Genomic DNA, 11,664 nt, shown 5'->3' with positions numbered 1-11,664 from the left:
GCTGCCTACGCCGGCGCGGGCACCCGGGCGAGGTGCGACTCGGCCAGGGCCACCTGGTGCGGCGAGCCGATCAGCCCGCCCTGCTCGCGCGCGGCGGTCCACCAGCGCCGGGCGGCGTCGGCGTCCCCGCGGCGCTCGGCGATCCGGCCCAGCAGCTCGTCGTAGGCGCCGAGGCTGAGCGACGGCGTCCCCAGCACCGCCTGCCGGCCGCGGTAGGGGAGCAGCGACTCCGCCGCGCACGCCCACTCCGGCTCGTCGCCCAGCCACAGCGAGCTCTCCGCCTGCAGGTAGACGGCGACGTCGCTGGCCCAGTCGCGCACCAGCGTCCGCCCCCAGCGGGCGCGCAGCCGCCGGGCCTCGGCGACGTCACCGGACTCGGCCGCGGCCAGCACCGCCATCTCCTGCAGCAGCGGGTTGCCCTCGTCACCGGTCTCGACCAGCAGCGGCAGCGCGGCGGCCTCGCGGTGGTCGGCCCGCCGCAGGGTGAACTGGTGGGCCGCGTACGCGTGCCGCGCGTGCGGGGTCACCCGGCGGAACAGCTCGTAGGCCTCGGTGGTCAGCTCCTCCGCGCGGGCGGCGTTGCCCCGGAGCCAGGCCAGGCCGCCGGCCTGCCAGAGCACGTGCGGGCGCACCTCCGGGCCGCTCAGCGAGACCGCCAGTCGGCGCGCCTGGTCGTGGTCGGCCTCGAAGCCGGCCAGGTCACCCAGGTGCAGCCGGATCGCCGCCCGGTGCAGGTGCGCCATGAACTCGGTGCGCCGCGGCAGGCCGCGCCCGGCCAACGCCAGCGCCTCGTCCGTCGCGGCCAGCCGCAGCTCGGCCGCGCCCGGCCGCCCCCACACCGCGAGGCAGAAGTTGTTGAGCGTGCGGCCCAGCAGCTCCGGCTCACTGATCCGGCGGGCCATCTCCACCGCGCGCTGGGCGGCCCGCACCCCCCGGTCGTCGGGCCCGAAGGCCAGCTCCACGCCCAGGGTGCCGAGCAGGCGGGCGGTGGTCGGGTCGTCGTCGTCCCCGCGCCCGGAGAGCAGGTCCTCCAGGACGCCCACCATGTCGGCGTCGACCACGCCGTGCGGGCGCCAGTTCCACAGCGTCACGCTGCCCCAGACGGCCGCCGACTCGGCCAGGCACTCCCGGTCGTCGAGCTGGCGGGCCAGCCCGATCGCCTCGGCCACGACGCCGCGCGCCTCGGTCAGCTGCCCGCTGCGCAGCAGGTCGTTGCCCAGGGCGGTGAGCAGGTCGTGCCGGGTCCGGGCGGCGTCGGGGGCCTGCGGGTCGAGCAGCGCCAGCGCCTGCCGGCCGTGGGCCGCGGCCTCGCCGTGCGCCAGGCGGGCCCGGGCGGCCCGTGCGGCCGCCCCGAGGTAGAGCAGCGCGGGCCCGGGCCCGACCACGGGCAGCGCGGCCACGAAGTGGTGGGTGAGCCGCTCGACCAGCCGGTCGTCGGTGGAGCCGGCGATCCGCCGTTCCAGCGCCTCGCCGATCCGGGCGTGCAGCCGCGCCCGGCGCACCGCGGGCAGGTCGCCGGCCAGCACCTCCTGGACCAGCGCGTGGGTGAACCGCCAGCTCCACGGCCCGGCCGCCTCGACGACCAGGCCGACGGCGACGGCGGAGTCCATCGCGGTCAGCGCCTCCTCCGCCGGGGTGCCGGCCGCCTCGAGCAGGTCCAGCGACACCTCCCGGCCGGCGACGGCGGCCAGCTCCAGCACCTCGCGGGTGCCCTCGGGCAGCCGGCCCAGCCGGGTGCGCAGCACCTCCCCGACCGACGGCGGCACCGGCACGTCGTCCAGGTGCCGGTCGTGGGCGCCGACCATCCAGCGCGACAGCTCGACGACGAAGAAGGGGTTCCCGCCGGTGCGGTCGTGCACCGCCGCCGCCAGCGCCCGGTCACCCGGCGAACCCAGCTGGGCCGCGAGCAGCGCGCCGACGTCCGCGGTGTCCAGCCCGCGCAGCCGCAGGCAGGTGGCGGCCGGCTCGCGGGCCAGCCGCCCCAGGCAGTCGGCGACCGCCGGGGGCAGCTCCTCGCCCACGGTGCGCGCGGTGACGACCAGCAGCACCGGCGCCCGCGGCAGGTGCCGGGCGAGCAGCCCGAGCAGCGCGACCGACGTGGTGTCGGCACCCTGCAGGTCGTCGAGGACGACGAGCACCGGGCGGGTCGCGGCGGCGGTGAGCCGGGCGCGCAGGTCCTGGAACAGCCGGAAGCGGGCGGCGTCGGCGTCGTCCCCCGAGGTCGCCTGGGCGGGATCGAGCTCGGGCTGCTCCAGCTGCTCGAGCACCTGGGTCCACGGCCACAGCGCCGGCGCTCCGGCGTCGTCGGCGCACCGGCTCCAGGCCACCGGCCAGCCCAGCAGGCGGGCGCCGTCGGCGACCGCTTCGGTCAGCCGCGTCTTGCCGATGCCGGCCTCGCCCTCGACGACGACGACCGCCGACCGGCCGCCGGCCACCTGCTCGGCGACGGCGCGCACCTGGTCCAGCTCAGCACGGCGGCCCACCAGGGCGTCCACCGAGGCGCTCGGCGCCGGCGCGGGCGCGGCGGGCAGCACCGGCCGGGGGAGGCGCTCCAGCAGCCGCGGGTCCTGGCGCAGCACGGCCTGCTCGAGGTCGCGGAGCTCCGGGCCGGGATCGATGCCGAGCTCGTCGCGCAGCAGCTCGGTGCACCGGCGGCAGGCCTCCAGCGCGTCGGCCTGCCGGTCGGCGGCGTAGAGGGCGGTGACCAGCCGGGCCCACAGCCGTTCGCGCAGCGGGTGCGCGGCGACGAGGTGCTGCAGGTCGGGGACGGCGGCCTCGGGGCGCCCCAGGGCCAGCAGGGCGTCGCAGCGGCGCTCACGCGCGCGCACCTGCAGCTCGGTCAGCCGGAGCCGGTCGCTCGCGGCGGCCGGCAGGTCGCCCAGCTCGGCCAGCGGCTCACCGCGCCACAGCGCCAGGGCCTCGTCCAGCAGGGCGACGCCGCGCCCGGGGGCGCCGCCGGCCACCGCGCGGTCGCCGGCCTCGACCAGCTCCCCGAAGCGGAGCAGGTCCAGGTCGGCGGCGTCGGCGTGGACGAGGTAGCCCGGCGGGCGGGTGACCAGCACCGTCGGCGCCTCGCGCGGCCCGCGGCCCGGTTCCAGGGCGCGCCGCAGGTTCGAGACGTAGGACTGCAGGGTGCCGGTGACCGTCGGCGGCGGCTCCTCGCCCCACAGCGTGCTCACGATCCGGTCGATGCCCACGACGCGGCCGGCCTCGGCCAGGAGCAGCGTCAGGAGCGCCCGCGGCTTGGCCCCACCCACGTCGAGCAGCTCGCCGTCCGGACCGCTGACCTCCAGCGGGCCCAGGACTCGGAAGCGCACGCCCACCGATGCTCCTCGCGTCGCGGCTCCGCGGATAGCCCTGCCCGCGCGCGGTCTGCAAGTCGCCGTCCAAGTCGGGCGCAAGGAGCGGTCAAGCGGGGCGTCCCACCCTTCCTGCGTCCCTCCCGCCGCGGCCTCCGCGGCACCCCCGACCCGCGGCTCCCGCCGCGGCCGCGCAAAGGAACCCCGGATGACCCTCCCCCAGCCCCGCCGGCCCGAGCAGCCCGTCGTCGGCCGCGACACCTCCGCCGCAGCGCGCGGCGCCGTCGCCACCCTCGCGCCGCCCGTCCCCGCCGGGGACGTCGACCAGCTGCGGGCCGCCGTGCACGGCCCGGTCTACGCCGCCGGCGACGACGGCCTCGCCGCCGAGGTCGCCACCTGGAACGTCGCGGTGCGGCACACCCCGGCGATCGCGGTCGGGGCCACCTGTGCCGCCGACGTCGCCACCGCCGTCTCGTGGGCCGTCGCGCACGGCCTCGGCGTCGCCGTGCAGGCGACCGGGCACGGGCCGGTCCGCGACGCGGCCGGCTCGATGATGATCACCACCCGCCGGATGCAGGGCCTGTTCATCGACCCGGAGCGGCGCACCGCCCGCGTCGAGGCCGGCGTGACGTGGCAGCGGGTCATGGAGGCCGCCGCCGAGTTCGGCCTGGCCGGGCTGTGCGGCTCGTCGTCGGGCGTCGGCGTCGTCGGCTACACCCTCGGCGGCGGGATGGGCTCCCTCGGGCGGAAGTACGGCTTCGCCGCCGACGCCGTCCGGGCGGTCGAGATCGTCACCGCCGACGGCCGGCAGCGCACCCTCTCGGCCGACTCCGAGCCGGAGCTGTTCTGGGCGGTCCGCGGCGGAAAGGGCAACTTCGGCATCGTGACCGCCCTGGAGATCGAGCTGGTGCCGCTCGGTGGCCTCTACGCCGGGGGCATCTTCTTCGCCGGCGAGGACATGGCCGCCGTCCTGCACGCCTTCCGCGAGTGGGCGCCGACGCTGCCCGACGAGGTGAGCACGTCGATCGCCGTCCTGCGGCTGCCGGATTTCGAGTTCCTGCCGCCGCCGCTGCGCGGGCAGACCGCCGTCCACCTGCGGTACGCCTACAGCGGCACCTCCGTCCGCGAGGGGGAGCGGCTGATCGCCCCGATGCAGGACGTCGGGCGGGTGCTGCTCGGGTTCGTGGGGCACATCCGGACCGACGAGATGGACTCCATCCACATGGACCCGGTCGACCCGCTGCCGGCGTGGGAGAAGGGCCAGCTGCTGACCGGGCTGCCCGAGGAGGCGGTCGACGCGCTGCTCGCCGTCGCCGGGCCGCAGGCGGAGATCCCGCTGATGATGGTCGAGATCCGGCTGCTCGGCGGAGCGCTGTCCCGGCCGGCGGCGGTGCCCAACGCGGTACCGGGCCGGGACGCCGCGTTCTCGATGTTCGTGCTCGGGCCCGGTGTGCCCGAGCTGGCCGAGGTGGTGCCGGCCGTCGGGCGGGCCGTGCTCGGCGCGCTGGCACCGTGGAAGTCGCCCGGCTCGCTGATCAACTTCCTCGGTGACGTGTCGGGGCCGGAGGAGGTGGCCGCGGCCTACCCGCCTGGCGTGTACGAGCGGCTGGCCGCGGTGAAGGCGGCCGTCGACCCCGACCGCGTCTTCTCGTTCGGCCACGCCTTCTGAAGAAGGACCCCGGCGCCGCGGACCCCTGACCCCGGTCCGCGGCGCCCGGCCCGCGTGGGCGCCGCCGGGATCAGGTGACCTGATCGTGCTGCTACCTACCTCACGTCCCACGGTGAGGTAGGACGCTCGGGGATCAGGTCACCTGATCGTCGCGGGGTGCTGGAGCGGATCAGTCGGGGAGCAGGACGCCCGGGTTGCAGATGCCCTTGGGGTCCAGCCGCGTCTTGACCGCGCGCAGCACCTCCACGCCGAGCGCGCCGACCTCCCGCTCCAGCCACGGCCGGTGGTCCGCCCCGACCGCGTGGTGGTGGGTGAGCGTGCCCCCGGCGGCCAGCAGCGCGTCGGTCGCGGCCCGCTTCGCGCCCAGCCACTGCTGGATGGGCAGCTCCTCGTCGCGGTCGGCGAGCACCGTGAAGTAGAGCGAGGCGCCGGTCGGGTAGCCGTGCGAGAGGTGCGTCATGACCAGCGGACGGCGTCCCCCGGTGGTGAGCGCGCCGCGCAGCGCCCGGCGGACCGAGTCGTAGACGGTGGGCAGCGCCGCCCAGGTCGCCGCCGTCTCCAGCGTCTCCACCAGCAGCCCGGCGTCCAGCAGCGTGTCGCGGGTGTAGGGCGCCCCGAACCGGTGCCGGCGCCACGACTCGCCGACGCTGCGGCCCAGCCGGATGCCCTTGCCCTCCCGCAGCAGCGCCGACCCGGCGCGGATGCGGGCCCGGACGCTGTCCGGCAGGCCCTCCCAGCCCACGACCAGCAGGCAGCCCTCGCCGCGCCCGCGCGCCCGGAGCGTGCCGCGCAGGACCCGGGCCCCGGCGCTGCCGGACATGAGCAGGTTGGCCCGCGTCTCGTCGACGTCGGAGAGGCGGACGACGTCGGGCAGCAGGTCGTGCCGGGCGAGGCGCTGCAGCGCGGCCAGGCCCTCGGCCCAGGTGCGGAACGACCAGCCCTCGTACGACGTCGTCGTCGGCTTCGGGCGGACCCGCAGGCTCACGCCGGTGATCACCCCGAGCGTCCCCTCCGAGCCCAGCGCCAGGCCCAGCAGGTCGGGCCCGGCGGCCGACGCCGGCGGGTTACCCAGCTCGAGGACGCCCGACGGCGTGGCCAGGGTCAGGCCGGTGACCAGGTCGTCGAACCGCCCGACCCCGGTGGAGGCCTGCCCGGAGCTGCGGGTGGCGGCGTACCCGCCGATGGTCGCGAACTCCCAGCTCTGCGGCAGGTGGCCGAGGGTGAGGCCCTGCCGGCCCAGCTCCTCCTCGAGGGCCGGCCCGCGCATGCCCGGGCCCACCGTCACGATGGACGAGGGCATGTCGAGCTCCTGCACCGACGCCATCCGGCGCAGGTCGAGGGCGACCGCCGGCCGGTCGTCGGGGTCCACGCCGGCCAGGCCGCCGACCACGCTCGTCCCGCCACCGAAGGGGACGACGACGACGTCGTGCTCGCTGCACAGGGCCAGCAGGGCCGCCGTCTCCTCCGTCGTGCCGGGCAGGACGACCGCGCAGGGGGCGTCGCTGGCGTCTCCGGCCCGCCGTCGCAGCAGGTCCAGGTAGCTCTTGCCGCCCGCGCGCAGCAGCCGCGACTCCCGGTCGGTGCGCACGTTGTCCTCGCCGAGCAGCTCGACCAGCGCGCGGAGCGCGGGCTCGGGCAGCCGCGAGGGCGCCAGCCGGATCTCGGCCACGGGCACCGGTGGCGTGTGCCGCGGCGTCCAGCCGAGCTCGCGTGCCAGGTGGCGGCGGGCCGCCTTGGGCACCGTCTCCTCCAGCCCGGGTGCGCGGTCGCCTGCGGTGTCGGTGGGGTGCGGGCCCCATCCCTGGATCGTCAGTTCCGGCTGCTCGGACACGGCTACAGTCTGCCGGTGCCCCAGCGGGATGGATCGTCGTGATCGGCTCCCTGTCGCCCGAGCAGCGGGAACGCGACCTCGAGCAGGTCGCCGGCTCGCTGGTCGACGTCGTCGTGGTGGGCGGTGGGGTGACCGGCACGGGGGTCGCCCTCGACGCCGCCGCCCGCGGGCTCTCGGTGGTGCTGCTCGAACGCGCCGACCTGGCCGCGGGCACCAGCCGCTGGTCTTCCAAGCTCGTGCACGGCGGGCTGCGCTACCTCGCGCACGGCGAGATCGGGCTGGCGCGGGAGAGCGCCCGCGAGCGCGCCGTCCTCATGGGCACCACGGCCCCGCACCTGGTCGGGCGGCTGCCGTTCCTCGTCCCGGACGCGGCGGGCCGGGACGTCAGCGCGCTCGGCGGCCTCGGCGGGCACCTGGGCGACCTCGTGCGGTTCTCCGTCGCCGGCGGGCGCGGCTCGCTGCCCCCGACCCGGCGGGTGGGCGCCGACGACGTCGGCCGGCTGGTGCCCGCGGTGCGGCCGGGTCGGGGCGGTGTCGTCTTCTGGGACGGGCAGCTCAGCGACGACGCCCGGCTGGTGGTGGCGCTGGCCCGCACCGCGGCGGCGTACGGCGCGCGGGTGCTCACCGGCGCGACGGTCACCGGGGTGGACGGCGCCGACGTGCACGCGGACGTCGACGGCGAGGCCCTGACCCTGCGGGCGCGCACGGTGGTGAACGCGGCCGGGGTGTGGGCGCAGCGGCTGGCCCCCGGCATCCGGCTGGTGCCCTCGCGCGGCTCGCACCTGGTGCTGCGGGCCGACCGGCTCGGCTCGCCGTCGGCCGCGCTGACCGTGCCGCTGCCGGGCTCGCGGTCGCGGTACGTCTTCGCGCTCCCGCAGGCCGACGGGCTGGTCTACCTGGGCATCACCGACGAGCCGGTCGAGGGCCCGGTGCCCGACGACGACCCGCAGCCCTCCGACGCCGAGGTGCGGCAGCTGCTCGACACGGTCAACCAGGTGCTCGCCGAGTCGCTCACCCGCGAGGACCTGGTCGGCACCTACGCCGGGTACCGCCCGCTGGTGCTGCCCGAGGCCGCCGGCAGCGGGCCCGGCGACGCCACCGCGGACCTCTCCCGGAAGCACCTGCTCACGTGGGACGGACCGGTCCTCACCGTCGTCGGGGGCAAGCTGACCACCTACCGCGCCATGGCCGAGGAGACCGTCGACGCCGTCGTCGCGCGGCTGGGCGGGACCGCGCGCTCGACGACGGCCCGGCTGCCCCTGGTCGGCGCGGCGCCGCGGCCGGTGCTCGACGGGCTGACCGCGCCCGCGCGGCTGGTCGCCCGCTACGGCACCGACGCGCCGGAGGTGGCGGCGCTCGGACCCGACCTCGTGGTGGCGGGGCGGCCGGAGACGGTGGGCGAGCTGCGGTTCGCCGTCCGGCACGAGGGCGCGCGCACCGTGTCCGACCTGCTGGACCGGCGGACCCGCGTCGGCCTGGTGTCCGCCGACCGGGCCCGGGCCGTTCCGGTCGCGGAGCAGGTGCTCGCCGACGAGACCTGATTCCGTCTCACGCCGTGGGAACCGGGTTCCGCTGGATGGGACGGCGGAGTAGGACTGACCGCGTGGACACGTACACGCACGGGCACGCCGAGCCCGTCCTCCAGTCGCACCGCTGGCGCACGGCCGAGAACTCCGCGGCCTACCTGCTGCCCTCCCTGCGCCCGGGCCTGGACCTGCTCGACGTCGGCTGCGGGCCGGGCACCCTCACCGCCGATTTGGCCGCGCGGGTGGCGCCGGGGCGCGTGCTCGGGCTCGACGCCTCCGCCGATCCGCTGGAGGAGGCCCGCGCCACCGCGGAGCGCGCCGGCGTGCAGGTGACGTTCGAGGTAGGCGACGTCTACGCCCTCGACCTGCCCGACGCCTCCTTCGACGTCGTGCACGCCCACCAGGTGCTCCAGCACCTCGCCGACCCGGTCGCCGCGCTGCGCGAGATGGCGCGGGTGTGCCGGCCCGGCGGGCTGATCGCGGTCCGCGACGTGGACTACGCGACGTTCACCTGGTTCCCGGCGAACCCCGGGCTGGACCGCTGGCTGGAGGTGTACTACGGCGTCGCCCGCGCCAACGACGCCGAGCCCGACGCCGGCCGCCGGCTCGTCTCGTGGGCGCACGCCGCCGGGCTGCGGGACCTCACCGCGACGACGTCGTCCTGGTGCTATGCCTCGCCGCAGGAGCGGGAGTGGTGGGGCACCTCGTGGGCCGGCCGCGCGACGGCGTCGTCCTTCGCCGAGCAGGCGGTCGGCTACGGGCTGGCGACGCCGGACGGGCTGGCCGAGCTCGCCGATGCGTGGCGGGCCTGGCGGGACGCCGACGACGGCTGGCTCGGGATGATGCACGGCGAGCTGCTCATCCGCGTCTGAGCGGCTCACGCGGGGGTGAGAACCCGCGGGTGCTCGGCGTGCAGGGCGGCCAGGCTGCGCCGGACGCCGACCGCCACCGCGCCCAGGGCGAAGAAGCCCTCGTCGTCCTCGACGGTGGACCGGCGCAGCAGGCCGACCAGCCGGCGCAGTGCGGCGTCGGCGCGGGTGATCTGCTCGTCGCGCTCGTCCGGGGTCGAGCCGTCGGTCGTGTGGTACGGAGTGCGGACCACGCCGGCAAGGCTGTCGAGGGTGTCCGCGAGCACCCAGCCGGTGCCGGCGCCGACCTGGTCGATGCCGCGGCGGTGCGGATGGAACTCCACCACCAGCGACGTCAGGTCGTCGACCAGGACGGCGACCCGGTCGACGGCGCGGGCCTCCTCCCGGATCTCCGACGCGCGGCCCTGCCAGCGGCGGGCGCGCGGATTGGCCCGGCGGGCCCGCTCGACCCGGGTCGCGGCGTCCCGCATGCGGTCCAGGGCGCGGTCGAGCCTGCGGTTGCGGTCACGCCACTCGTCGGGATCGGGCACCCGGCCGTCGCGGAGGGTCGCCGCGATGTCGGCCAGGTGCCGCGCCAGCAGCTCGCGGGTGCCCCCGATCTGCTCCACGGCGCGGGTGAGCTGCAGCGGCGGGAAGAGGACGGTGGTGACGAGGACGCCGATCACCGCCCCGAGCATGGTGAGCCCGGCGTAGCGCAGCACGTAGGTGTCCGGATCGTCCAGGCCGACGGTGAGCATGAGGACGGCGGCGAAGCTGACCCAGCTCGCCTGCTCCCGCCAGAGCTTCAGCTGCTCGACCAGCACCGCCAGCGCGACGATCGCCGCGACGGTGAGCGCGCTGGGCACCGCCTGGGTGAGCTCGTAGACGAGCACGGACAGCGCGAAGCCGGTGAGGATCGCCAGCACGCTGCGCCAGGCGGCGCTGGCGGAGTCGGCGATCGTGGGCAGCACAGCGATGACCGCGCCCAGCGGCGCGTAGTAGGCGTAGTCCGACAGCATCGGCGGCAGCAGCACCGCCACCTGCCAGGCCAGCCCCGCGGCGACCGCCGCACGTACGCCACGCTGGACCCCGGGTTCGCGCAGCAGCGCCAGGATGCGGTTGCTCATCCCGTCCGAGGATGGGGCCTGCCGCGGCGAGTTCGCGGACCGCCCGCGGTGACGTCGGTCTCTGCCGCGACGACGGCGCCGCCGAGGGTCAGGTCCGGCGCGCGGCGTTGGCCTGGACGGCGGTGCTCACGTACTGCGCCAGGCCCGGAGCGATCCGCTCGTAGGTGGCCGTGAAGCGCTCGTCCTCGACGTACATCCGGCCCAGGCCGGCGTGCATCTCCGGCGAGCAGCCGTAGAACCACCGGACGATGTGCTGCCGGTGCTCCTCGGCGAGGTCCATGGCCTGCTCCGAGTCGGCGGGCACACCGGCCCGCAGTGCCTCGGCGAGCCGGCCGTGGATGCCGTCGGCCTCCTGCTGGATCCCGGCCCAGTCCTCCGTGGTGTAGGCCGCCGTCCGCCGCTGCGACTGCGCCCACGCCTCGGTGTCGCCCCAGCGCTCCTCGGCCTCGCGCTCGTAGTCCTCGGAGTAGTGCTCGCCGAACAGCTCGAACTTCTCCTCCGGGGTCAGTGCGATCCCCATGCTCCGTGCCTCCATCTCCTTCTCCACGGCCGCGACCATCGCCGTCGTCCGCTCCAGCCGCTCCCGCAGCAGCCGGTGCTGGCGGCGCAGGTGCTCGGCGGTATCGGCGGACGGGTCGTCGAGCAGGGTCGCGACCTCCTCGAGGGAGAAACCGAGCTCGCGGTAGAGCAGCACCTGGTGCAGCCGGTCCAGATCGGCCGCCGAGTACTGCCGGTAGCCGGCCGACGTGCGGCCGGACGGCACCAGCAGCGAGATGCGCTCGTAGTGGTGCAGCGTGCGCACCGTGACGCCGGTCAGCGCCGCGACCTCGCCCACGAACATCCGCGTCCTCCCTCCTCGTGACGAGAAGAAGGCAACAGCCTGACGTCGCGTCAGGGTCAAGCGACTACCGCGTCTTCTGGCCGGCCCTCAGGGATGCCACGGTCTTCTCGATCCGCGTGGCCCGGGTCTCGGGCTTCTTCGCCTCCTCCACCCAGCGGACCCACTCCTTGCGGTGGCTGGGCGCCAGGCCGTCGAAGAACGCCCGGGCGCCGTCGTCGAGGGCGGCCGCCAGGTAGTCGGGCAGCGCCACCTCGCGCGGCGCGGCGTCGAGCTCGACCCCCACGGTGACCTCGTCGCCGGCGGTCAGCCCCGCGGCCTCCCGGTGCTCGGCGGCCAGCGGGATCCAGGAGGCGCCACCCATCGGAGCGACGGTGCTGCGGTAGGTGTGCCCGCCGACGGTGACCACGACGGGCGGGCGCTTGCCGGCCCCCAGCGCCGTCACCACCTCGTCGGGCACCTGCAGCCCCGTGGCCGTCTTGCCTGCGAGCGTCACCGTCGTCCGGAACTCCATGGCCGCCAACCT

Annotated in this window: 8 protein-coding genes; 3 read left to right on the top strand and 5 right to left on the bottom strand. The window is 76.7% G+C overall.

Annotated features, from left to right (window positions below; genetic code table 11):
* Positions 1-5 precede the first annotated feature (5 nt).
* The gene (locus tag DQ239_RS18380) at positions 6-3,317 is read right to left on the bottom strand and encodes an AfsR/SARP family transcriptional regulator (protein ID WP_158544894.1); all 3,312 of its coding nucleotides are present in this window, start codon (positions 3,315-3,317) and stop codon (positions 6-8) included.
* 190 nt (positions 3,318-3,507) lie between these two features.
* On the opposite strand from DQ239_RS18380, the gene DQ239_RS20170 reads away from it, so the two are divergent.
* Complete coding sequence (locus DQ239_RS20170; RefSeq protein WP_158544893.1) at positions 3,508-4,968, top strand: FAD-binding oxidoreductase; 1,461 nt, start codon at positions 3,508-3,510, stop codon at positions 4,966-4,968.
* 169 nt (positions 4,969-5,137) lie between these two features.
* Here the strand turns inward: DQ239_RS20170 and DQ239_RS18365 are convergent, their stop codons facing one another.
* Positions 5,138-6,799, bottom strand: coding sequence for an FAD-binding oxidoreductase (locus DQ239_RS18365; protein WP_113835861.1), 1,662 nt, complete (start codon positions 6,797-6,799; stop codon positions 5,138-5,140).
* A 38-nt stretch (positions 6,800-6,837) separates the two neighbouring features.
* Here DQ239_RS18365 and DQ239_RS18360 point away from each other — a divergent pair, with 38 nt between their 5' ends.
* Together DQ239_RS18360 and DQ239_RS18355 are read left to right on the top strand one after the other, a co-directional pair.
* Positions 6,838-8,340 carry a glycerol-3-phosphate dehydrogenase/oxidase gene (locus DQ239_RS18360; RefSeq protein WP_113835860.1) on the top strand — a complete coding sequence of 501 codons (1,503 nt, stop codon included), beginning with the start codon at positions 6,838-6,840 and terminating at the stop codon, positions 8,338-8,340.
* Positions 8,341-8,402: 62 nt separating this feature from the next.
* Entirely contained in the window at positions 8,403-9,197 is a 795-nt protein-coding gene (locus DQ239_RS18355) for a methyltransferase domain-containing protein (protein ID WP_233489474.1), read from the top strand.
* Positions 9,198-9,202: 5 nt separating this feature from the next.
* On the opposite strand, the gene DQ239_RS18350 is transcribed toward DQ239_RS18355, so the two are convergent.
* The 3 genes from DQ239_RS18350 to DQ239_RS18340 all read right to left on the bottom strand — a co-directional run bounded on the left by DQ239_RS18350 (position 9,203) and on the right by DQ239_RS18340 (position 11,652).
* Entirely contained in the window at positions 9,203-10,300 is a 1,098-nt protein-coding gene (locus DQ239_RS18350) for an aromatic acid exporter family protein (RefSeq protein WP_113835859.1), read from the bottom strand.
* 88 nt (positions 10,301-10,388) lie between these two features.
* On the bottom strand, positions 10,389-11,141 hold the full coding sequence (locus tag DQ239_RS18345) for a MerR family transcriptional regulator (protein ID WP_113835858.1): 753 nt from the start codon (positions 11,139-11,141) through the stop codon (positions 10,389-10,391).
* A gap of 64 nt (positions 11,142-11,205) precedes the next feature.
* Positions 11,206-11,652, bottom strand: a complete 447-nt coding sequence (locus DQ239_RS18340; protein ID WP_113835857.1) for a YdeI/OmpD-associated family protein — start codon at positions 11,650-11,652, stop codon at positions 11,206-11,208.
* Between the last annotated feature and the right edge of the window lie 12 nt (positions 11,653-11,664).

The organism is Blastococcus sp. TF02-09, assembly GCF_003319105.1.
Classification (GTDB): domain Bacteria; phylum Actinomycetota; class Actinomycetes; order Mycobacteriales; family Geodermatophilaceae; genus Blastococcus.
Note: the sequence above shows the minus strand (reverse complement) of the source record. Positions and strands in the feature narration are given on the sequence as shown.